The sequence below is a fragment of the Geotalea sp. SG265 genome (assembly GCF_022808985.1).
Classification (GTDB): Bacteria; Desulfobacterota; Desulfuromonadia; order Geobacterales; family Geobacteraceae; genus Geotalea.
Genome location: NZ_JAKZFT010000001.1, coordinates 234,116 through 256,943, shown reverse-complemented (window position 1 = coordinate 256,943; position 22,828 = coordinate 234,116). Strand labels below are relative to the sequence as shown.

General features: G+C 59.8%; 20 protein-coding genes. 4 read left to right on the top strand and 16 right to left on the bottom strand.

What is annotated here, in order from left to right; all coding sequences use genetic code 11:
- Window positions 1-52: 52 nt before the first annotated feature.
- Together ML541_RS01285 and ML541_RS01280 are read right to left on the bottom strand one after the other, a co-directional pair.
- On the bottom strand, window positions 53-721 hold the full coding sequence (locus tag ML541_RS01285; protein ID WP_243369967.1) for a response regulator: 669 nt from the start codon (window positions 719-721) through the stop codon (window positions 53-55).
- A complete protein-coding gene (locus tag ML541_RS01280) occupies window positions 718-2,133 on the bottom strand; it encodes an ATP-binding protein (RefSeq protein WP_243369966.1) in 1,416 nt (471 codons plus the stop codon). Before ML541_RS01280 ends, ML541_RS01285 begins: the two co-directional genes overlap by 4 nt.
- 183 nt (window positions 2,134-2,316) lie before the next feature.
- On the opposite strand from ML541_RS01280, the gene ML541_RS01275 reads away from it, so the two are divergent.
- Window positions 2,317-2,823, top strand: coding sequence for a Spy/CpxP family protein refolding chaperone (locus ML541_RS01275; protein WP_243369965.1), 507 nt, complete (start codon window positions 2,317-2,319; stop codon window positions 2,821-2,823).
- Window positions 2,824-2,918: 95 nt separating this feature from the next.
- Here the strand turns inward: ML541_RS01275 and ML541_RS01270 are convergent, their stop codons facing one another.
- From ML541_RS01270 to ML541_RS01235, 8 genes are all read right to left on the bottom strand, one after another.
- Window positions 2,919-4,922: a monovalent cation:proton antiporter family protein gene (locus tag ML541_RS01270; RefSeq protein WP_243369964.1), complete on the bottom strand. Its 2,004-nt coding sequence runs from the start codon at window positions 4,920-4,922 to the stop codon at window positions 2,919-2,921.
- Window positions 4,923-5,060: 138 nt separating this feature from the next.
- On the bottom strand, window positions 5,061-5,939 hold the full coding sequence (locus ML541_RS01265) for a hypothetical protein (RefSeq protein WP_243369963.1): 879 nt from the start codon (window positions 5,937-5,939) through the stop codon (window positions 5,061-5,063).
- 22 nt (window positions 5,940-5,961) lie between these two features.
- Window positions 5,962-6,828, bottom strand: a complete 867-nt coding sequence (locus tag ML541_RS01260) for a transporter (RefSeq protein ID WP_243370393.1) — start codon at window positions 6,826-6,828, stop codon at window positions 5,962-5,964.
- 26 nt (window positions 6,829-6,854) lie between these two features.
- Window positions 6,855-7,382, bottom strand: coding sequence for a DNA-binding protein (locus ML541_RS01255; RefSeq protein WP_243369962.1), 528 nt, complete (start codon window positions 7,380-7,382; stop codon window positions 6,855-6,857).
- A gap of 8 nt (window positions 7,383-7,390) precedes the next feature.
- Window positions 7,391-7,681 (bottom strand): hypothetical protein, encoded by a 291-nt coding sequence (locus ML541_RS01250; RefSeq protein WP_243369961.1) that lies wholly within the window; start codon window positions 7,679-7,681, stop codon window positions 7,391-7,393.
- Between the two features lie 159 nt (window positions 7,682-7,840).
- Window positions 7,841-9,196, bottom strand: a complete 1,356-nt coding sequence (locus ML541_RS01245; RefSeq protein WP_243369960.1) for a sigma-54 dependent transcriptional regulator — start codon at window positions 9,194-9,196, stop codon at window positions 7,841-7,843.
- A complete protein-coding gene (locus tag ML541_RS01240; protein ID WP_243369959.1) occupies window positions 9,197-10,417 on the bottom strand; it encodes an ATP-binding protein in 1,221 nt (406 codons plus the stop codon). It abuts the gene before it with no gap.
- A gap of 7 nt (window positions 10,418-10,424) precedes the next feature.
- Complete coding sequence (locus ML541_RS01235; protein ID WP_243369958.1) at window positions 10,425-10,823, bottom strand: DUF302 domain-containing protein; 399 nt, start codon at window positions 10,821-10,823, stop codon at window positions 10,425-10,427.
- A 453-nt stretch (window positions 10,824-11,276) separates the two neighbouring features.
- Between ML541_RS01235 and ML541_RS01230 the strand changes: the two genes are divergently transcribed.
- Both ML541_RS01230 and ML541_RS01225 read left to right on the top strand, forming a co-directional pair.
- On the top strand, window positions 11,277-12,125 hold the full coding sequence (locus ML541_RS01230) for a substrate-binding domain-containing protein (RefSeq protein ID WP_243369957.1): 849 nt from the start codon (window positions 11,277-11,279) through the stop codon (window positions 12,123-12,125).
- Entirely contained in the window at window positions 12,122-14,368 is a 2,247-nt protein-coding gene (locus ML541_RS01225; RefSeq protein WP_243369955.1) for an EAL domain-containing protein, read from the top strand. Before ML541_RS01230 ends, ML541_RS01225 begins: the two co-directional genes overlap by 4 nt.
- Before the next feature lie 9 nt (window positions 14,369-14,377).
- Here the strand turns inward: ML541_RS01225 and ML541_RS01220 are convergent, their stop codons facing one another.
- A complete protein-coding gene (locus tag ML541_RS01220; protein WP_243369954.1) occupies window positions 14,378-14,758 on the bottom strand; it encodes a sensory rhodopsin transducer in 381 nt (126 codons plus the stop codon).
- A 137-nt stretch (window positions 14,759-14,895) separates the two neighbouring features.
- Here ML541_RS01220 and ML541_RS01215 point away from each other — a divergent pair, with 137 nt between their 5' ends.
- Entirely contained in the window at window positions 14,896-15,240 is a 345-nt protein-coding gene (locus ML541_RS01215) for a hypothetical protein (RefSeq protein WP_243369953.1), read from the top strand.
- A 91-nt stretch (window positions 15,241-15,331) separates the two neighbouring features.
- On the opposite strand, the gene ML541_RS01210 is transcribed toward ML541_RS01215, so the two are convergent.
- Genes ML541_RS01210 through ML541_RS01190 form a run of 5 tightly spaced genes read right to left on the bottom strand, consistent with a single transcriptional unit; the run spans window position 15,332 to window position 22,689 of the window.
- Window positions 15,332-16,348: an SDR family oxidoreductase gene (locus tag ML541_RS01210; protein WP_243369952.1), complete on the bottom strand. Its 1,017-nt coding sequence runs from the start codon at window positions 16,346-16,348 to the stop codon at window positions 15,332-15,334.
- Between the two features lie 46 nt (window positions 16,349-16,394).
- Window positions 16,395-16,838 (bottom strand): DUF2231 domain-containing protein, encoded by a 444-nt coding sequence (locus ML541_RS01205; protein ID WP_243369951.1) that lies wholly within the window; start codon window positions 16,836-16,838, stop codon window positions 16,395-16,397.
- Window positions 16,835-19,747 (bottom strand): FAD-binding oxidoreductase, encoded by a 2,913-nt coding sequence (locus ML541_RS01200; RefSeq protein ID WP_243369950.1) that lies wholly within the window; start codon window positions 19,745-19,747, stop codon window positions 16,835-16,837. The genes ML541_RS01205 and ML541_RS01200 overlap by 4 nt, the downstream gene beginning before the upstream one ends.
- A 55-nt stretch (window positions 19,748-19,802) precedes the next feature.
- A complete protein-coding gene (locus ML541_RS01195) occupies window positions 19,803-20,885 on the bottom strand; it encodes an enolase C-terminal domain-like protein (RefSeq protein ID WP_243369949.1) in 1,083 nt (360 codons plus the stop codon).
- Window positions 20,886-20,892: 7 nt separating this feature from the next.
- The gene (locus ML541_RS01190; RefSeq protein ID WP_243369948.1) at window positions 20,893-22,689 is read right to left on the bottom strand and encodes a thiamine pyrophosphate-requiring protein; all 1,797 of its coding nucleotides are present in this window, start codon (window positions 22,687-22,689) and stop codon (window positions 20,893-20,895) included.
- Between the last annotated feature and the right edge of the window lie 139 nt (window positions 22,690-22,828).

Below are 22,828 nucleotides of genomic sequence, written 5' to 3'. Positions count from 1 at the left end.
CACGAACTGTGGAAGAAATGTGAATATTCCTCGTATGCGGACCCGCTCGTCTTCAAGGTTCGAACTTATAGCCGACTCCATAGAGGGAATGGATATATTCCCGTTCCGATTCCATGATTGCCAGCTTCCTGCGCAATTTCTTGATGTGGCTATCGATGGTGCGGTCGCTGACGACCCGCTGGTCCGGATAGATGTGGTCCATCAGCTGCTGCCGGCTGAAAATTCGCCCCGGGCTTGCCGCGAGCAGGCTGAGGAGCTTGAATTCAACGGCGGTCAGTTGCAGGTCCCGGTTGTTCAGCGTTGCCCGATAGCGCGACTCATCGAGAACCAGCCCTTGCAGATTGCCCGCTTCGCCTCCCTGGGCCCTGCGCAGGACTGCCTTGACCCTGGCTACTACCTCACGGGGGCTGAAGGGCTTGCAGATGTAATCATCGGCACCCAGTTCCAGGCCGAGCAGGCGATCGATCTCCTCCACCCGGGCCGTTGTCATGATGATCGGCACGGACGAAAAGGAGCGAATCTCCTTGCAGATTTCCAGCCCCCCCTTGCCCGGCAGCATCAGATCCAGCAGGATCAGTTCAGGTTTATGGCTCTGGACCCAGGGCACCACCTCCTGACCGTTGCCGAGGCAGTGGCTGTTGTAGCCCGCTTGGCGGAGGTAATCGGCCAGAAGTCTTGCCAGCTTTTCTTCGTCTTCCACGATGAGAATCATGCCGCTCATGGGCGCCTTCCCTTGCGGGACAGCTCAATCTCGATCCAGAGCCCTCCCAAGGGTGATGGCCGTGCGGTAATGGTCCCCCCATGGGCTTCGGTAATGTTGCGACAGATGGCGAGCCCAAGTCCGGCGCCACCGGTGGACCTGCTGCGGGATGATTCCACCCGGTACAGCCGCTCGAACAGCCTGTCCAGCTCAGCCGCCGGTACCCCGGGAGGAGAATCCTGGAAATGGATGGTGATGAGCTGTGCCGTCTGCTCCATAGCGACGTGCAGCTGTCCGCCGGGGCTGGTGTACTTGAGGGCATTGTCCAGCAGGTTGGCGAAGAGCTGGTGCAGCCGCCCGCGGTCTCCGTAGAAGGGGAGAGGGCCTGCGGGTATTTTCTCCGTTAGGGTAATGCCCCCGGTGGCCAACCCATCGCGATGGCCGGCAATGCTTGCGGAAAGAAGCTCTGCCAGGTCGAACTCGCTCTTTTTGTAGGTCAACGCCCCCAAGTCGGAGAGGGATAGCTGATAGAGGTCATCCACCAGCCGTCCCAGGCGGAGTACCTCCCCGTGGAGCGAGTGGATCGTCTCCGGCGACGGCTGCCGGATGCCGTCCTGGATCGCCTCGATTTCCCCCCGCAGCACCGCCAGGGGGGTTCTCAGCTCGTGGGAGATATCGGCAACCCACTGCCGCCGTGCCTGCTCGTTTTTCGCCAGCACCTCCGCCAGGGCATTGAAGTCTTGGGCTAGGCGCCCCAGTTCGTCACCGGACCCGGCCGGCACGCGAATGGTGAAGTCGCCGGCAGCAAGGGAACCGGTGGCTCTCGCCAGTTCTCCCACCGGTTTCACCAGCCGCCGGGCCAGAAGCAGCGACAGCCCCGCTGCCAAGAGGACGATGACCCCGGCCACCAGGATAAAAGTAGCCTTCTGCTGCCGCAGGAACCGCTTTTGATGGTCATCGGAGATGCTGGTACGGGGCAGCAGCCCCAGGTAGCCCACAACCTTGCCGTCGTGACGCAGGGGGGTCAGTTCGCTTTCGCCTGTTGGCGTCGCTTCCGCTACGAGCGGTTTCTTCCGGGCGTCGAGCAGAAACAGGCGCTGGACAAAATGCCGGACAACCGGAGGGGGGACCGGTTTTTTCAGCAGGTCCCGGCTGTCCGATCCGGGGGGAACGTTTTCCTCGGGAAGAGAGGTTCTGACCAGGTCATACCAGGCGGACCGGCTTTGTCGAAGAGATTGCCAGCCGGGATCGTCACCATAGGACTGCTCCAAGCGGTTCGCAAGGCGGCTCATGCTTGAGCTCTCCAGGGCGTTCACATAGCGCAGGAAGCCGCGGCTCAGGTTCCACTGCATGATGAGCACCAGGCTGACAACAGCCAGACCGGCCGCCGTCAGGATGGCGATAAAGAGTTTTTGGGTAATGCTGATGTGCATCCATTCCTCGATTTAAATTACCTGTTCACCAGTTTTATCACAACTATCCAAGGCAAATACAGGCACTTTTGCCCCATCGGCGGATTTCCTCATTTCTTCCACATTTCGTTCACATTCCCCTGGTACCTTCGAAACATTAAAACAGGCACTGGACCGGTGCCGGTTAAGGAAAGGAGAACGGACATGAAGAATAACACGATTGTAGCGGCTGTTCTGGTAGCGATGACCATCGGCGGAGGAACTGCGGTATTGGCCGGACGCGGGCCGGACGACAATTGCGGTAGCAGGCCGGGACCGGCCATGCATGAAGGAAGATTCTTGCAGCGCATGGCCAAGGTGCTGAAACTGACTGATGCCCAGCAGAGCCAGATCAAATCGTTGTTCAGCTCCGAGCGGGTAGCGGCCGAGCCTCTCAGGGCACAGCTGCATGAAAAACGGCAGCAGCTCAGGAAGGCAGGGGAAAGCACCAGCTTTGACGAAGCATTCGTCAGGAGCACTGCTGCCGCCATCGGCCAGATCCAGACGGAATTGGCGGTAATCCGGGTCAAGACCCGCACGCAGATTCATGCCCTGCTGACCCCCGAGCAGCGGGAGCTGGCCAAGAGCCTCAAGCCGTCCAAGGAGCGCGCCCACCGACCGCGGCACCAGGAAGGGATGACTGACGGGGAAGAAGAGCAGAACGATCTTTAACCTCTAATAATTGCTCCAAAAAGGACAGCCCTTCCGTGGTATCGGGAAGGGCTGTCCTTTTGATGTGATGTGCATCGATTTCCTGTTCCTCTCCCTCAGGTTTTCGCTCCATTTGTCTCTTTCCCTGCCTCGAAAAGCTTCGCCGCCGCGGCTAGCTGCTGGGCGCTTCCCAGGAGCAGGACCACGTCCCTGGTTTTCAGTTCCCAGACCGGATCGGGATTGGTCGCCACTTCTTCCCCCCTTTTTATGGCCAGGATGCTGGCTCCCGACATGCTGCGCAGGATGCCTTGGCTCAAGGTGGTCCCTTCGATGGCCGCCCCTTTCTGAACCGTGAAGGTGCCGATTTCCGCACCGGCAAGAAATCCGGCGATGCCGACGGCATGGCTGTGGCGCCTGCTCACGGAGCGGAGCATCTCGTAGCCGTCCTTTCGCACCTCGCCGATGCAGCTTTCGATCACGTCCTGGGGGACGAGAAACCGTTTCAGCACCCGGGAGAGGATCTCCACCGAGGTTTCGAATTCCTCCGGGATAACTTCATTGACCCCCAGCTTGAAGAGCGGCTCCACTTCCATGAGGTATCTGGTCCGGACAATGACATGGATGCCAGGGTTCATGTGCCGGGCCAGGGCCGCGGTTCGCCTGCTGGCGGCGGCGTCGGAGATGGCGATGACCATGATGCGGGCCTTGTCGATCCCGGCATGCTCGAGGATTTCAGGCTTTGAGGCATCGCCGAAGATTATGTGCCGGCCCCGTTTCCTTTCCGCATTGACGGTGAAAGGATTGGTCTCCACCGCCACATAGGAAATCTTCAGGTGCCGCAATACCTGGGCCAGGTTTTTGCCGTTCATGCCGTAGCCGACGATGATGACGTGATCGGCAAGGGCTGGTTTCCTGCCGTTGCCGGCAAAAGACTTTCTCCCCCTGGTCCAGGAATGGGGGAGCCTGGCGGTAAGGCCTTCGGCGAAGGGTGGGGCGATTTTCAGGCAGAGTGGTGTCAGCCCCATGGTGGCAATGGAGGCGGCCAGGAACATCTGGTAGGCCTCGCTGCCCAAAAGGCCGTACTTCATCCCCGACTGGCTGAGGACGAAGGAGAATTCGCCGATTTGGGCCAGGGAGAGGCCGGCGGTCAGGGCAATGCGCATGGGGAGCCCGAGGGCCATGGCTGCACCGGTGGTAACCACGGTCTTGATGAGGATGATGGCCAGCACCAGTCCCCCGACGGCCAGGGGGCTGGTGAAGATGATGGCCGGGTCGAGGAGCATCCCTACCGAGATGAAGAAGAGGCTCATGAAGGCTTCGCGGAAGGGAATGATGTCGCTTAAGGCCTGATGGCTGTATTCCGATTCGGAAATGGCAAGACCGGCGATGAATGCGCCCAGTGCCAGGGACAGGCCTGCCTGGGCGGTGAGCCAGGCGGTCCCCATGCCGATGAAGATGATGGTCAGGATGAACAGCTCGCGGCTCCTGGTTTTGACCACCTGGGTAAAGATCCACGGGACGAGGAATCCCGCACTGTAGTGGGCAGCGATGATGACGACGACTGCCTTGCCGAGAATCATGGCGATCTGCTGCCAGCCGCTGCCGCTTCCGCTGAGCAGCGGAGTGAAGAGCATCAGCGGCACGATGCACAGGTCCTGAAAGATAAGAATGCCGAGGGCGGTCTTGCCGTGGGGGGTATCCAGCTCGCCTGCGTCGGAGAGGAGCTTGATGAGGATGGCCGTGCTGGAGAGGGCGACGAGGAAGCCGAAGAAGACCGACTGGTTGAGGGGGTGGGCGATGACCGTGCCGGCGAGGGTGATGGCGATAATGGTCAGGATCACCTGGAGTCCGCCTCCGAGAATGACCAGCTGTTTGATCCGCGCCAGCTCTTTCAGTGAAAACTCGATGCCGATGGTGAAGAGGAGCAGCACGACGCCAATCTCGGCCATCTGCTCGACTTGGTGGGTATTGCCGATCAGGCCGGAGGCGTGTGGGCCCGCCAGGATGCCGGTAACGAGAAAACCGACGATGGAGGGAAACTTCAGGTGGCGGAAGATGACCACCGTCACCAGTGCCAGACCGAAAAGGATTTCTATGTCGCGCAGGGCTTGATATGCCATATGTCCATGCTCCGTGACCGTCCGATGGTGCCGCCGGGAATGCATATGGTATAGCACAAGCAGGGCCGCCTGGCAAAGGCGGCACTGCTTGTGTCTTTTTAATCAGCCATGGAGTTTTCTGCGATACTTAGGAAACAATTACATCATTCTGCCGCTCCACATGCTGCCGCTTCTGGGCTGCATGGTGCCGCCGCTGTAGTTCCAGAAATAGCGGGCGCCGGTCATGTTGCGGAACGAGGAGGAGAAGTTCATGAAGCTGGTGGTGGGGATGCCGGCCAGTTGGGTTTGCATCATATTCTGCATGGAGATCATGAAAGCGCTGCCCATGCCCCCCTGGTAGTTGGCGGCTATCTCGGGAAGATTGGCGTTGATGACCCCCATCATGCCGCGAAAGCGGGTGACATTGGTACTGGTACCATTCATGACCAATCCGGACTGGCTTGCCATGAGCCCCGCCATCTGCCGGGCCACCTGGTGCATGGTTCCATATTCGCTCATGTTGTTACCTGTTTTCGCACCGGCCACGTAGTCGGCAAGAATATCCATCCCGGCAGGCATGCCCAGCTGATTGCGCAGCTGAGTCATGGCTTCTGTCACGGTCATGCCGGGATTGGCCTCCATCTTTTCTCTGAGCAGTGTGGAGATGGGGCTGATGAAATTGCTGACGGTTCCAGAGACCCCATTGCCGGGGGTGCAGAGCACGTAGGTACTGGTGACGACGGCTTTCGTATCCTGATCGACAGTCTGACCAGCTATGGCGATGGCGACGATGGGATACTTGCCCACATCCTCGGGGGGGACTGACAGGGTGTAGGCACCGTTGGCATCAGTGGTGGTGGAGGGTTCGCCGCTGTCCAGCTGGTAGTTGCCGTTTTTGTCCATGAAGACCAGGGCGTTCTGCAGGTAGCCATCTGCCACTGTTCCTGCCACCGATGTTCCCTGGGTGCTGCTGCCGCCGCCACAGGCGGAAATAAGTCCCATGCCCACTGCTGCAAGAATTGCACATATCTTTTTCATTTTTTAGCTCCTGATTGATAGGTCAGAGATCGTAATAGATGGTGAGTCCGGCACTGTAATCCGCCGTTGCCGAATTCATCCCTTTGGCTGCATATCCTTCAATTCCCACCTGGGATGTTGCCTGGTAAATCAGTTTCAGCCGTGCTTCAAGGAGCCCGCTTGCCCCTTCAATAAGGGGGGTGGAGCTCTTGATGACCAAGGCGGGCATGAAGGAGTCGGTCAACTGGTAGCCCACTCCTCCGTTGAGGCTGAAGTAGTTCTTGAGGGAAAGGCCGGACGCCTTGCCCTGCAAAGTGTAGCCCGGTTCGACGAAGCTCTGCCAGTCGCCGAACCACTTGGAGAATTCCACGGCAAAGCCCTCGTCGAACTTTCCCGTTCCCAGTCCCCGGTCACTGTCGGCGGTGGGTATTTTTAGCGACAGGCGGGGGCGGATTTGGGGCATGATTTCCCCTTCCTTGGCGATGATGTAGCCGGCGCGCAGGGTGATGTCGCCAAGGCCGCTCTGGGCCTTGCTGGTATCCCTGGTGGTCATGGATGTGGTGCCGCTTCCGGTCATGCCCGAGCCGGATCCCGGGGTGCCCATGACTCCAGTAACCGTGGCCATTCCCGTTTGCTGGCCCAGCATCTGCAGGAACTGGCCAGCCATCACGTTGCTGTTGCTTTGCCGTACCCAGGGGATTTCCACGGAGAATGCTGCGCGATCTCCGGGAGTGACCGCCACGGTTACCGGAACCAGCACTGCATCGGTGCGGACAGGGGTGCCGTAACTTCCCGAGGTGAATTCAAACCCGAGCCCCACTGAAAAGAGCTGGTCGGCAGCTTCTGCGGCCGACGTTACACCGATGGCCAGGATGGTCACAGCCGCAACTTTCAATATTGATTTTATCATCACGTTTATTTGTTCTCCTGCTTCGGTCATCTCCGCATCATGCCGCCACCGCCCCGCATCATCCCCCCCCGGAAGCCCATGCCCCGGTTCTGGCGGTTGAGACCCATGCCGTTCATCCCCCGTCCAGACCAAAGCCCCACCCCTCGTTCGTCCCGGAGTTCCACCTGGGCGCCGCTGGCCTTGACGGTAAGTCTCTGGGCCATGAGATAGCTCTTCCCATCTTGCCCCTGGGCCAGGGAACCCTTGGCGGTTACCTGGTCGTTGACGTTGAGCGTTATCCCCCTAGCTTCCCAGAATGAGGGGGGGCCGACGCAGACGGTGATGGTCTCGCTGCCGCTTTTGACCTGCAGGGTAACCTGCTTCTCCTCGGTACTCCGGGGCGCCGCGATGACCGTGCCGCTGATGGTGGTGACGGTATTCACGTCATAGCCGCCGTTCAGATCCAGTCCGCTCCTGGTTGAGCCGCTGCCGAAGCCGAAACCTGCCCGGGCTGTTCCGGTCGATACCGAGCAGAGGATGGTTACGGCAATGATGATGAGGGCAGAGCGGCGCATGGGGGTGTTTACCTCTCAATAGCCGGTGGAGCCGTTTGGTCGGTCTGGGGTTGCGGAGTTTGGGCGGTGCTCCCCTGGTACTGTTTGCCGCGGCCGTCCATAGGACGCTGATTTCCTGCTCCCAGTCCCTTCGGGCCGGTGCCGTCACAGGTGGGCTTTGTGACGGCAGCCCGGTTCTGGCCGCCGGCATAAGGGCCGGCGCCTTTACCATGCGGCCCGTTTCCTATGGCCGCAAGGGCGGGGAAAGCAGCGGCAACGACGGCAATGGCCATGACCATACTGATTGCTGTCTTTTTCATGATTCCTCCTTTTTGGGAATATGCTGCAGGAGGGTATTCCATGAACCGTGCCGGGAGTAAATTTTCTGTAACATGGCGGAGTTACGATACGAACGAGACCCGCCAAGTCTGTGGACTGGTGCAAAAATTTGCACCAATGGTGAAAGCTTTGCACCACTTTCATGCTTCATCGATCAGGCCATACTCCCTGAGCCGGTACTGCAGGGTGCGGCGGGAAATTCCCAGTTCGTCAGCCGTGAGCCTGCGGTTGCCGCGATTTCTTTCCAGTGCCTTGACGATCATGTCCCGTTCCACGTCACGCAATACCTCTTTGCTTCCCCCATGTTTCTCCATCGGAGCCGAGATGATCGATTCCGGCAGATGCTCCAGGCCGATCTTTTCCCGGGCCAGGATGACCGCCCGCTCCATAACGTTCTGCAGCTCCCGCACATTACCAGGCCAATGGTGGGCGCCCATGGCCCTGAGTACTTCCGGCTCCACCGGCGGCAGCTTCTTGTTCAACTGGTGGCAGAAACGCTGCAGAAAAAAATTTACCAGGGCAGGGAGGGCGTCGAACCGCTCCCGCAGGGGCGGCAACTGCAAGGGGAAAACGTTTAACCGGTAATAGAGGTCTTCCCGGAAGCGCCGGGCCATTACCTCTTCCTGCAGGTCGCGGTTGGTGGCGGCGATGATGCGCACATCGGCCCTGATCTCTCTGCGCCCGCCGACCCGCTCGAAAACCCGCTCCTGGATCACCCGCAGCAGTTTTGCCTGAACCGCCAGTGGCATTTCCCCCACTTCATCAAGGAAGACGGTCCCCCCCGCCGCCAGCTCGAACTTCCCCTGGCGCGCCTGCAGAGCGCCGGTGAAGGCTCCCCTTTCATGGCCGAAGAGTTCACTTTCCAGGAGATTTTCCGGGATGGCGGCACAGTTCAGGGCGACAAAGGGGGCCTTTTTTCTGGGGCTGAGGAGATGGACTGTCCTGGCGATCAACTCTTTGCCGGTGCCGCTTTCGCCGCAGATGAGGACGTTGGCGGTGGTTGCGGCCACATCGTGAACCATCTGCCGCACCGTCTCCATGGCCTGCCCGGCAAAGACCAGTTCCTCGGGGGGAAGCCCTGCAGCTTCCGCTTCCTTGAGGGAGACGAAGGCCCGGTTGCGGGTCTGGCTCTCGATGGTCCTGGCAACAAGGGAGAGGAGCGATTCGGGGGCGGCAAGGGGCTTGGTGAGGAAATCGACTGCTCCTTCCTTCATGGCGGCCACCGCCTCATCGACGGTGCCGAAGGCGGTAAGAAAGATGAAAGGTGGGGCTCCCGGGTCCTGCCTGCTCTCCCGAAAGAGTTCCAGGCCGCTCTTAGCCGGCATCTTCAGGTCGGAAACGACCAGATCGAAACTTTCACGGGCAAGGGCCCGTTCCCCCTCCCGGCCATCGCCGGCTGTGCGCACCACATAGCCTTCGTCCTCAAGAATGGTCTGCAGAAAGCTGCGGAACGTTTCGTCGTCCTCGACGAGCAGAATACATGCTTTTGTTGCCACTCAAGCCTCCATGGCGGCTGGAAATGTCAGGGTTACCGTGGTTCCCCGACCGGGAACCACGGCAATGGCGATGGTGCCGTCGTGTGCTTCGATGATCTTTTTGCAAATGGCGAGCCCAAGGCCGGTTCCCCTGGCCTTGGTGGTGAAGAACGGTTCAAAGACCCTGGTGATCGTTTCGTTGTCCATACCGTCGCCATCATCGGTGACAGTGATGGTTATTCCTGTTTCGGAGCGCTCTGCGGTAATCCGGATATTACCGCCGTGGCCGACGGCCTGCAGCGCATTCTGCAGCAGGTTGAGCACCACCTGTCCCAACTGGTCCCGGTCGCCCATGAGCAGGAGATCTGCCGGGCATGCCACGGAAACCGCCACTTCCTTAGCTGTCGACTCCTCCCGGACCAGGGCGACGCCCCCTTCCAGCAGCTCGCGGGCCTGAAAGGGGAGGGGAGAAAGCGGAGCCGTGCGGGCGTAGGACAGGAGATCGAAAACGAGATGTTCCAGGCGCAGGGTTTCGGCGACGATCTTTGCGGCAAAGGCGGCATTACGTTCATCCGCCGGTTTTTTACCGATAACCTGGGCAAACCCCTTGATGCCGGCCAGGGGGTTCCTGATCTCGTGGGCGAGCATGGCTCCCATCTCCCCCAGCCGGGCCAGCTCCTCCCGGCGGGCCATCTCCAACTGGTGCCTTTTGTCCCTGACGGCGAAACGGTAGATGATGGCGGAGAGGACCCAACTTGCCGCCAGCAGCCCAAAAAGAATGGCCACATTGAGCGTTGCCTTGCGGATGACGGTGTCGGCCCGGTAGGTGTGGAGGGTAAGGCGCAGATGCAGCGTTCTGTCCGGCAGATGGATGGGGTGGAGATACTGGTATGCCCGCTCTCCCGTCCCGAGAGTGACGCGACCGGCCGACTCCTCCTGCTCCGTGGCTCGCTGATCGGCAGTGGCCCGTTTGCCGATCAGGTCACCGTTGGAATGAAAACGGTAGATGCCGCTGTCGTCGGTTAAGGCGAGAAAGGCCAGGTCGGCGGGGTGGAGTCCGTGCAGAGATTCCAGTGAGGGGTCGTGAAAGGCGATATTTTCCACTGCGGAGGATATGGAGATGGCGACGCCCCGAAGATTTTCCTCGGCAATGGCCGAGGCGTCGCGGTAATTGCGCACGGCGAACCAGCACAGGGCGGTGGTCAGAAGCACACCGCCAAAGAGAACCACTTTTTTCAGCATCCCATTCTCACAATGCCGACAGCATCCGCTCCATTTTGCCCCTGACCGTTCCGGCCAGCTCTGCTATTTCCGCATTGCCGATCAGGGACAGGGCTGCCACCGGGTCCATGACCATGACAGCGGTGCCGCCGTCATCGGTTTCGTAGACAACGACGTTGCATGGAAGAAGCGTGCCGATATCCAGCTCACGGGCAAATGCCTCCCAGGCCATGGCCGGATTGCATGCCCCCAGTATCACGTATCTGCGGAAATCCCGGTCCAGCTTCTCCTTGAATTTTTGGGTCACATCGATCTCGGTCAAGATGCCGAACCCTTCCTTGAGCAGCTCTTGCCGTACTTTCGCTTCCGTCGCATCGAATGGGGAGGAAACGGTTTTACCGAGGGCATATGGTTTGCGCAGGTCCATGGCAGCTCCTTTGTGGGGGATTCCGCCATCCCGGAAAACTCCTGTCCCAGGAGGTGAGCCCGTGTGGCGGCCTTTGTTGTCGCATTCCGGACGGCAGTATACCCCTATGGTACCAGATATGTGCTCCGGAACAAGGTTAAAGGAAACCATGGTTACACGCATCTGGGGATTTGACGGAAGACGATGTGATGTCCGGATGGATAACTAAGGTTTTTATAAGCTATTTTTGTTTTCGACCGCTTGTGTGATGTCGTCTTTAGGCGGTGTGGCCCATTCGTGTCTCATTAATACTTTAAATGCCGTCATTATCTCCTGTTACTGAAGAGGCGCTCCTGGTGGCGTTTTATCCCATTCCTTCCGCTCCGTCAGTTTGCCGCTCTTTCTAATGTGGAAGCATTGAAAATGTGGAATGAATTTTGAATAATTAGCCGCAACCTCACCACAGGGGAAACCATGGCGTCTACTGTCAAAAATATAACTTCCCTGTCACTGGTCATCATCGGGCTGCTTTTCTTACCGGCATTGTGTCAGGCTCGGGCGGAGCTTATCCGCATCAACGGATCCGGTGCGGCAGTCGATATCCTGCGGCCGATGATCAGTGCCTATGCAAAACAACACCCCAATGTCAAATTTGTGGTAAACAAGCCGCTTGGCAGTAAGGGAGCGGTCAAGGCGCTCCTGGCGGGCTTCCTGGATATCGCCGTCAGCAGCAAGGTAGTAACGCGAGAGGAGGCGGCTCAAGGAGCCTCCTTTTCCGACTACGGCAGAATCCCGCTTGCCGTCGTTTCCCCTGCGGCGGTGGGCAAGCAGGATATCACGACCCGCGAACTTACGGATATCTTTTCCGGAAAGGTTCGCCAATGGCCTAACGGAGAGCCCATCCGCATCATTCTGCGACCGAGGGACGACATCGATGCGCAGATCCTGGCAGGACTTTCACCGGGAATGGACGCGGCACTGCGCAGTGCCCGCAAACGCCCGGGAATGATCTTCGCCGCGACCGATCCGGAAGCCACCGAAAGCATCCTGAGAACTCCGGGAGCGATAGGCACTGCCGCCCTCAGCTGCGTCATCTCTGCGAAAGGAAGGCTGAAAGCTTTCAGGCTCAACGGCAGGGCCCCTACCCCCGTTGGTATTGCCGACGGCACCTATCCCCTGGCCAAGGACGTCCGGTTCGTCACCACTTCCCGGACCACGGCTGCCGCCCGGGATTTCCTCCGCTTTGTCTACTCTGCCCAAGGTCGGGCGATGGCCAAAAAGGAAGGGGTACTGGTGACGGCGATGGATGAAAAGAACCCATGAGCCGCAGCGACCGGATATGCCGACTCATCACCGCTTTGGCGGGAATACTGGCCCTTGCCGTGACGATAGGCGTTCCCCTGGGCTATTTTACCGTCTCCTACCACTACATGCACGGCACACTCGATGCCGAAGCGGAAACAGGCGCTGCTGTCGTCAATGGCATCATCAACAGCAACCCCCTCATGTGGCAATTCGAGCATGTGAGACTGTCCGAGATGCTGGACCGCCGTCCCCACGACCGGGTGCCCGAGGAGCGATCCATTGCGGACCTGACCGGCACCGTCATCGCTGAAAGCTTGGATCCACTGAGATGGCCGGTTCTTAGCGGTACCTGTGGGGTGTACGATGCCGGCACGATGGTCGGGACCATGAAGATTTCCCGCTCCCTTGCACCACTCCTCTGGGATACCGCCTCCGTTGCAGCCGGTTCCCTGCTGGTCGGCCTGCTCTTTTTCTCCGTACTATGCACCCTGCCGTTGCGGGCAGTGAAGAGTGCCTATAATTATCTCCAGGAGAGCGAAAAAAGATACCGTTCCCTATATGAGAGCATGAAAGAGGGGATGGCACTGCACCGTATCACCTACGATGAATACGGCATTCCCGTTTCTTTTTCCGTCGTCGATGTGAATCCCTCCTGCTGCCGGCTTCTGGGCTTCACCCGTGAAGAGATGCTTGGCAAGGATGGTGACGAACTCTACAGCGGGACTGTTGCCGGTTATTTCCCGGAGATACTCAGGGCCGCCTCAACAGGCGAGGCATTTTCCTTCGATTTCGTGCAGCACGCGACTTCACAGCGCCTGCATGTGGCGGTCTTTTTCCCCGAGCCCGGCTTCTTCGCCTTTCTCCTGGAAGATGTAACCCAGCGCAAGGCCGACGAAGAACAGATCAGAAGGCTCGCCTATTACGACAGCCTGACCGGTCTGCCTAACCGTATCCTGCTTATGGACAGGCTGGAGCAGATTCTGGCCAAGGCCCGCCGGGAAAAGACGCGGTTCGTCCTGCTCTTTTTGGATCTTGACCGGTTCAAGGTGATCAACGATACCATGGGGCATGCCCACGGAGATCAGTTACTCATACAGGTGGCAAACCGCCTCCGTCATGTGCTGAGGAGCAGCGACACCCTGGCCCGTATCGGTGGCGACGAGTTCGTAGTGCTCGCCACCCTGGATGGGGAGGAGATGAACGTCGCCCATCTTGCTCAGCACCTGATCGACAACATCACCACCGTCTATCCCGTAAGCAGCAGGGAGGTCTACGCATCGACCAGTATCGGCATCGCCGTCTTTCCCGATGACGGCAGCGATTGCAACAGTCTCCTGAAATGTGCCGACATGGCCATGTACGCGGCAAAGGAGGCGGGAGGCAAAGGATACCATTTCTATTCGCCGGAGATGAACCGGAAGGCCCACGCCCGGATGGAACTGGAGACAAATATCCGCCATGCACTTGAGCAGGAGGAATTCTTCCTGGAGTTCCAGCCCATCGTCAATGCCGGTGACGGCCGTTTTATCGGTGTCGAGGCGTTGGTTCGCTGGCAAGATCCGGAGCGGGGGCGGATTTTGCCCGACCTGTTTATCGCTGCTGCGGAAGAATCGGGGCTCATCGTTCCCCTTGGAGAGTGGGTGCTGAGGACAACGTGCAGGAAAATGAAGGAATGGTGCGAGGCGGGGCTGCCGCCGTGTCTGGTTTCTGTGAATGTTTCCGGCCGGCAGTTCAGCCAGCCCGGCTTTACCGATGCCGTCTGCTCCATTGTCCGCGAGACAGGCATAGATCCGCGGTTTCTGGCCCTGGAACTCACCGAGACCAGTCTCATGGCCGATGGAGAAGCTGCGGTGAAAGCCCTCGGCAAATTGAAGGAACTGGATATTTCCATTGTCGTCGATGACTTCGGCGCCGGATACTCCTCCCTTGGCTACCTGCATAAATTCCCCATCGACCGGATCAAGATCGATCGCTCGTTCATCAGGGATCTCGGTAACCAATCCAACGGCAGAGCCATTGTAGAAGCCATAATTGCCCTGGCTTCCCGCCTGAATCTGCATGTGGTTGCTGAGGGGGTCGAAACTTCCGACCAGCTGGACTTTCTCAAGGAACAGGGCTGCCACGAGGTGCAGGGATATTACTTCCACCGCCCCCTTTCCGAAGAGACACTCATGGCGCTACTGGAGGAGATCAAGGAAAATCCCGTCCCACTTTTCGCTTCTCCGGAGGGAGAAACCATCGCCATCTCCCTCGCCACCTGATGCCGGTGCTCAGTCTCCTGCAAAGGCAACCGTTGTAACAAGCGCCGTTTTCGCCTGCCGGGAATCCAGCCGCGTATGCTGGACGACGATGGGAACATCCGCATCTATCGTGCTGGCATAGTCGGTCCCCTTCGGGATCGGCTCTGGATCTTGCAGATCATTGAACCTCACGTGCAGTGTCCTTCTAGCCGGAACGGTCACGCGGTAAGGCCCCGCCGGTTCCCGATCCGAGAAATATATCCTGATTTTCACATGGGCGTCTTCGTCACCGGCATTGAGCAGACAGGCGGTTTCATGACTGGTCATCTCCGGCTCCGGACCGTGGCTCCAAGCGGGAATATATCCTTCGGCAATGGCCCAGTGCTTTTTCCCGATGGTTTTTGCCGTCATTTTCCCATCCTCCTTTCCCCTAGAAGTCCTATCGGCGTGACTTTCGGCCCCTTATCCCCCTCTGGACAAACATCGTGGCAGTGTTATCATTAAATCAGAAGCACGCAGTCAATCCTTTCACCAAAAGGAGGTCGCTTATGGTTACGGCAACCATACTTTTCGCCTTGGCAGCGGTGGGAGGAGCGGTGATGGCTGCCCTCCGTCTGGGAGGACGCGAACTTCCGCCGACAGGTCTTGCTATGCTGCACGGCATCCTTGCTGCTGCTGGTCTGATAACGCTCATCGTGACCATTGTCGGTAACGTGGTGCCTACCCTGGCCGTGGCGTCACTCATCGGTTTCATCATCGCCGCTCTGGGCGGTTTCACCCTGTTCTTCCTCTTTCACCTGAAAAAAAGGGCGCTGCCGATACCGATCATGCTGGTCCATGCCACGGTGGCGGTCATCTCCTTCATCCTGCTGCTGGTGGTTCTCTTCAAATAGGATTCCTGCATGCACGATGCAAAAGCCGGTTTTCGGAACCGGCTTTTTTTTATTCGGCGCATTCTCTGCAGCTTTGGCTCCATCAGGCGGTCTACGTAACCGGCTTCTGTGCCCTGTCCCGCAGCACCAGGGCAAGCGCTGCACCGGCTCCTGCTGTCAAAAGCCCCAGTCCCAGCCACTTGTTCTCTGCCAGCCACAGCTCCCGGCATTCGCCACTGGCTCTGGCGTCGAACCTGCCGTGGGTGCCGAAATCCCCCTCCACGGGGCGCCACATGTTGTTGGGGCGGTCCCGCTCTTCCAGCTCTTCGGTCTGTTGTCCACTGTAGCCCTTTTTCGCCAGATAGCGGTCCAGGAGGCCGGCGATCAGCTTGTTGCCCCACATTGCCTTGACCGTCGGCATTCCCACGTAGAGCTCGCGCCGCCGGTGATGGGACGACCAGACGATGGCGTCGGCGGCAATCTCCGGCTGGAAGATGGGAGGGACAGGCTGAGGTTTGAAGGGCATCCGCGACTTGGTCCAGTCGAATTGGGGGGTGTTGAGGGCCGGCAGCTGGACCATGGTGATATGCACCCTGCTTCGGTCGTGGATCAATTCGCTGCGGATGGAGTCGGTAAAGCCCCTGATGGCATGCTTGGCGCCGCAGTAAGCCGATTGCAGGGGGATGCTCCGTTCCGCGAGGGCCGAGCCCACTTGGATGATGGTGCCGCTGTTGCGGGGGATCATCCGGCTTAAGGCCGCAGAGGTACCATAAACCACCCCCAGGTAGGTCACTTCGGTCACCCGCCGGAATTCATCGGAGGTCATGTCCTTGAAGGACGAAAAGACGGAGACCATGGCATTGTTGACCCAGACCTGGATGGGGCCGTAGGCTTCCTCGACCCGGGCTGCCGCCAGCTCCACCTGGTCGGCATCGGCGACGTCCGTTGCCAGTATGAGCCCTTCGCCACCAAGCTCCATCACCTCCTGCCGGACCGCCTCCAGGCGCTTCTCATCCCGGGCCAACAGGCCGATTCTCGCCCCTTCACGGGCAAATGCGTGGGCCGTGGCACGGCCGACTCCTGCCGATGCCCCGGTGATGACCACTGTCCGTTTGGTGTTGTTTTTCATGATCCCTCCATATGGAGTGACTCCGCAGTAATTATCCTCAGCCCTGTCAAAGTTTATGCCGGCAGGCCGGGTCCACCCCCGTCCCGTAGACGTAGACCATTTCCCCTCCAAGCCAGCCGGAAACGGTAAGAAGGAGCACCGCCACCACGGAAAGGATGAACGGCCCCACATCCCCGGCGCCGGTGCGCCGCCATAAAAAATCGGCGACGTAGATGACGACGATGGTCAGGTTGATGGCCATGTGCCACAGGCCGAGCCTTTTTTCCGGCGAGGGGTGCAGCGTGAAGAGATCGACGAAACCGGGGAGAGCGGCTATCAGTGCTCCGATGACGCCTCCCCCCATGGCATAGAGGGAGGTCGTTCGCCAGACGTCGTCCCCCGTGGCGAAAAGGATGATGTCGCAGGCCAGGGAAAAGATCCACAGCCCCATGGGGAGGGGGATGAGCATGGGATGGAGCGGGTGCTTGCCGACACTGGCGGTGCTGATCATGACGAGGCTCCTTTTTCTCCGTGGATGGCATGCTGGAGCAGTTCTGCAGTGTGCAGCGGCTTCCTCCCCGCACCCCCCATGATCTGCGTCCGGCAGCTGAAGCCGTCGGCGACGATATAGGTGGGAAGGCTCGCCTGGCGGATGGCGGGGAGAAGCGCCCGTTCGGCGATCCTCAGAGAAATGTCATACTTGCCCTGTTCGAAGCCGAAGGAGCCGGCCATGCCGCAGCAGCCTGGCTCGGGCTCCTGGACCGTCAGTCCCATCTTCTTCAGAAGCTGGCGGGCCGCTTCCACTTTCAGTACCGCCTTCTGATGACAATGGCCATGGAAAACGACCTTGCCGGAGAGCTGCGGCGGAGCCAAGCCCTCCTGCTCGATGAATTCGCTGAAGAGGAAGGCCAACTGCGTCAACCGCTGCCCGTCCTGGTGCTGCGGCATGAGCTCCGGCAGTTCGTCGCGGAACACAGCGGCGCTGCTTGGCTCCAGAAAGATAACCGGCTCCCCCCGGCGCACGTGGGGGCTGAGCAACTCCACCGCCTTGAGAATCTGCTTTTTCGCATAGCCGATCATGCCGTAATCGATGGGGGGGCGCACGGTGGGAACCTGCTCCGGCACATTGACGCTGCAGCCATAGTGCTCCAGCACTTCCAGGGCCGCCCTGAGCGTCTCGGGGAAAAAACAGTCATTGAACAGGTCGGGGTAGAGGACCACCGGCCGCCCTGTGCCGGGCTGCCTGCCGGTGCGCCGGCACCAGGCGGTGAAGGTTTCCTCGGCAAAGCGTGGCATGGTCCGTTCCCGGGCGATACCCCCCAGCGCCTTGGTGACGGTGCGCAACAGCGGGGCATGGGAAACGAAGTTGGCCATGCCCGGCATCCGGGCGCCGATCCTGCCCCAGATGCCGATCAGCCCCATGGAATAGGCAGGGAGCGGCCGGAGCCTGCGCCGGTAGTAGTGGGAGAGGAATTCCGCCTTGTAGGTGGCCATGTCCACGTTGACGGGGCAGTCGTTCTTGCACCCCTTGCAGGAGAGGCAGTACTCCAGCGATTCCAGCACCTCTTTGCTTCGCCAGCCATCCTTGATGAAGTCGCCGCGAAACATCTCGAAGAGGAGATGGGCGCGACCCCGCGTCGTATGTTTCTCCTCGCGGGTGGCGAGAAAACTCGGGCACATGAAGGCGTCGTGGGTGCGGCGGCACTTGCCGACCCCGACGCAGCGCAGCGTCGCCCGGGGGAAATTGCCCTCATCTTTCGGAAAATGGAAATGGGTAGCCGGCTGCCAGGGGTTGTAGTCGGTGCCGATCCGCAGGTTCTGGTCCGGCAGGTACGGCTCGATGACTTTGCCGGGATTCATCTTCCACTGCGGGTCCCAGAGAGCCTTGAACTGGCGGAAGGCCTCCATCAGCTCGTCCCCGTACATCTTGCGCAGAAAGACCGCCTTTGACTGCCCGTCGCCGTGCTCGGCGGAGAAGGAACCGCCGTACTTGACCACCAGGTCCGAGGCCTTGTCGATGAATGACAAATAGTTACGGATGCCGTCATGGCTGAAGACATCGAAAGAGATGCGGCAGTGGATGCAGCCGTCGCCGAAATGGCCATAGAGTGAGGCAATCAGCTTATGGTCATCCAGGAGCCTGCGGAACTCCCGCAGATAGTCACCGATCCTGGCCGGGTCCACGGCGGCATCCTCCCAGCCGGGCCAGGAAAGGGGCATCCCCGGCACGTTGGCGGTCGCCCCCAGCCCCGATTCCCGAATCTCCCAGATCTTCTTCTCTTCCCCTTCGTCGGTGAAGAGCTTCATGGAGGGCGGACTTTTAACCTTTTTCAAGGCTTCCATGGCCCGGCGGGCCTTGCCGTCCGACTCTTCCTTGCTGTCGCCGCCAAATTCCGCCAACAGCCAGCCGTTTCCCTCGGGGAGAAGGGCCAGGTCGTGGGTGTGGAGCCCCTTCTTTCGGGCGAACTTGATGAGCAGGTCGTCGAGCCCCTCCAGTCCCACCGGCTTGTAGGTGAGTATATCGGGAATGTGGTCGCCGGCGGTGAAGACGTCAGGGTAGCCCAGAAGGAGGATTGAGCGGGCGGGCGGGCTGTGGATGAGTCGTATCTTCGCTTCCAGCACGGTGACGCAGGTGCTTTCCGTGCCCACCAGAGCCCGAGCTACGTGGAAGCCGTTTTCCGGCAACAGATCGTCTAGGTTGTAGCCTGAAACACGGCGGGGAATCTTCGGATAGCGGCTGCGGATCAGGTCGGCATAGCGGTCGCGGATGTCCCGCATCCCCTTGTAGATTTCCCCCCGCCGTCCCCCTGCCGCGACGATCGCCTGCAACTCCTCCTCGCTGGTGGGCCCTACCTTCATCCGCAGCCCGTCGTAGGTCACCACGTCCAGCTCCAGGATGTTGTCCACGGTGCGTCCGGCCATGACCGAGTGGATGCCGCAGGAGTTGTTGCCGATCATGCCGCCGAAGGTGTTGTGATTGTGGGTGGCGGGGTCGGGGCCGAAGGTAAGGTGGTAATGCTCCGCCTGGTCCCGGAGGTGGTCGAGGATGGTCCCCGGCTCTACCCGGGCAAAACGGTTGTCGGGGTCCAGTTCCAGGATGCGGTTCAGATACTTGGAATGGTCGATGACCACGGCCAGGTTGCAAGTCTGGCCGCAGAGGCCGGTTCCTCCCCCCCGGGAGACGATGGGCGCGCCATGACGCCTGCAGATCTCCAGGGTTTTGACGACCGCGGCCGCAGATTTCGGAATAACGACGCCGATGGGTACCTGCCGGTAATTGGAGGCATCGGTGGCATAGAGGGCGCGGCTTGTCGTGTCAAAACGGACCTCTCCATCCACTTGATAGCGCAGATCTGCTTCCAGCGCACCAGGATTGAGGGTGGTCCTGACAAATTCCTCGCTCTCCTCGTAGTGCGGCATCAATCGCCTCCGGAGATACCAAGGTTATCACTTTGCTCAGTTAAAACCTGATCATTCATATTTCATATCTTTTTGCCACATCTTCTTTCAGTTCGATTCCCAGCCCGGGGCGGCTGCGGTCCGGGGCCAGTTCCCCCGCCACCGGCACCACGACGCCGTCAAACAGCATCCGTTCGATCCTTACATGATCATGGAAATATTCCATATGCCGCACCGCCGATGCTGCGCAGCAGGGATGCAGGTGCAGTGCCGGTGCGCAGTGGGATGAGAGGGGCAGATGGAAGGCCTGGCAGAGGTTGGCGGCCTGCAGAAAACCTGTGATGCCGCAGCGGGTGGCATCGGCCTGCAGTACGTCCACCGCTTCTGCTTCCGCCATGCGCCGGAAATAATCCAGCTCGAAGCCGTATTCCCCTGCGGAAATCTCCATGGTTGCCGGAGCGCGGTCCCTGATGAGACGCAGCCCCTCCAGGTCGTGATGCACCACCGGCTCTTCAAACCAGCTGACCTGGTAATCGTTGAAGATCTCCGCCATGGCCAGGGCCTGCTTGCGGTCATAGGCGCCGTTGGCATCGACAAAAAGCTGCGCGGAGCCGATCGCCGCCCGCGCCCTTGCGATCCGCTCCGGGTCCTTGTCGGGCTGGGTGCCGATCTTCATCTTGACCCGGATTATCCCCTCCTCCACCCATCCTGCCAGTTGGTGCTGCAGCTGTTCGATGGTGTAGGAGGTGAAGCCGCCGCTGCCATAAACCGGCACCCGGTCCCGCACTCCCCCGAGCAGGTCCACCAGCGGCAGCCCCACAAGCTTCGCTTTCAGATCCCAGAGAGCGGTATCTACGGCGGAAATGGCGAGCATGGCAATCCCCTGCTCTCCCAGGTTTCGCACCGAACCGGCCATTGCAAACCAGCACCCGGGAATGTTGAAGGCGCTCCTGCCCAGTACCTTCCCGGCCAGCTTGTCCTTGACAAGGGTCGCTGCTGCAGCGTCGGCATAGCTGTAGCCCAATCCTGCTGTGCCGCCGGCGCGGCAATGGACGACGACCAGGGTCGTCGAATCCCACCGATAGGTTCCATCCGCTTCCGGATCATCGGTGGGAATCCGATAGGCCCTGACCTGAACGTCCTCTATTGTCCCCTTCATTCCGCGGTCACTGCTTCTCGTTGCTGGAGAGGAAATTGGCCATCATCTGCCTTGCCGACTGCTTGACCATCCCTCCCAGGTTGGCGTCCCCCTTGAAGATGGAGAACATGTAGCCTTTCGCCTGCTCGAAGGTGATGTGCGGCGGCAGTGGCGGAACATCCGGGTCGCAATGGGCGTCGATGACTACAGGCTTTCCAGCTTTGAGGGCCGCATCCCAGGCGGCGCCGATTTCATTGGGATGGCGGAGTTCTATCCCTTCCAGTCCCAGCATCTGGGCATAACGCGCATAGGGAAAGGCGGGCAGATCCTGGGATGCGGGGAATTTGGCATCACCGTTCATGACCCGCTGTTCCCAGGTGACCTGGTTCAGGTCCTGGTTGTCCAGCACCAGGATCGCCAGTCGGGGATCGCTCCACTCGCGCCAGTACTTGGCGATGGAGATGAGGCCATTGACCCCCAGCATCTGCACCGCGCCGTCACCCACCAGGGAGACCACCACCCGCTCAGGATTGGTGATCTTTGCCGCCAGGGCATAGGGAATGCCGGGGCACATGGTGGCAAGGGTTCCGGAAAGTGAGGCCATCATGCCGCGCCGCATCTTTAGGTCCCTTGCATACCAGTTGGCGGCAGAGCCGGAATCGCAGGTGATGATGGCATTGTCGGGCAGTCGGGGGGAAAGCTCCCAGAAGAGCTTCTGGGGGTTGATGGGGGTGGCGGGCAGGTTGGCCCGCGCCTCCATGATCTGCCACCATTCTTTCACGCCTGCTTCCACCTGCTCGCGCCATTCATGGTGTGGTTTCCTGTCAAGGAGAGGCAGCAGTTCCCGTAGCGTCAGGACCGCGTCTCCCTGCAGGTTTACCTCCATTGGATAGCGCAGACTGAGCATGCGCGGGTTTATATCGATCTGTACCCCCCGGGCCTGTCCTTCCTTGGGGAGGAACTCCGCATAGGGAAAACCGCTGCCGATCATAAGGAAGGTGTCGCAGTTCAGCATGAGGTCATAGCTCGGTTTCGTCCCCAAAAGCCCGATCGGGCCGGTGACAAAGGGGAGATCATCGGGCACTGCCGCCTTGCCGAGGAGTGCCTTGGCAACCCCCGCGCCGAGTTTTTCTGCCGTTTCGATCACCTCTTCCGTGGCATGGAGCGCGCCGGCACCAACGAGAATCGCCACCTTCCTGCCGGCGTTGAGGACATCCGCCGCCCGCCGCAGATCATCCCTCTGGGGGACGATGGCAGGCCTGGTGAAGCCGATGCCGGTGTAGGTGGAGCCATGCTTGCGGTCAGGAGCTTCCACCGCATCCAGTTCCTGAATGTCATTGGGGATAATGATGCAGGTCACGGTCCGCTCGGCAAGGGCGATTCTTATGGCCCGGTCTACCAGTTGCCTGATCTGGGCCGGGTTGGAGGCCATGTGGACGAAATGGTGGGCCACGTCCTTGTACAGGGAGATGAGATCCACCTCCTGCTGGTAATCGGCCCCCAGTGCCGTTGTCGCCTGTTGTCCGACGATGGCTACGACCGGCTGATGATCGAGTTTCGCATCATAGAGGCCATTGAGCAGGTGGATGGCGCCGGGGCCGGAGGTGGCGATGCAGACGCCGACCTCGCAGGTGAACTTGGCATGACCACAGGCCATAAATGCCGCCTCCTCCTCATGGCGCGCCTGAATGAAGCGTATTTTATTCTGCGCCCTGTGCAGCGCGCCCATGACGCCGTTTATGCCATCCCCCGGATATCCGTAAACCTTGTCGATTCCCCAATCCACGAGCCGCTGCACCAGATAGTCGCTGGTCGTCAATGCCATGGGAATTCCTCCATAAATTAAGTGGTTCTCACAAAAAGTCTAAGGCCACATCCCCCCTTGTCAACAGAACCCGGCCATTTTTGCCGCCTTGACTTGCGGGTGTGTCTTGTTAAAAATAAATAATATTGGTGATGTTTAA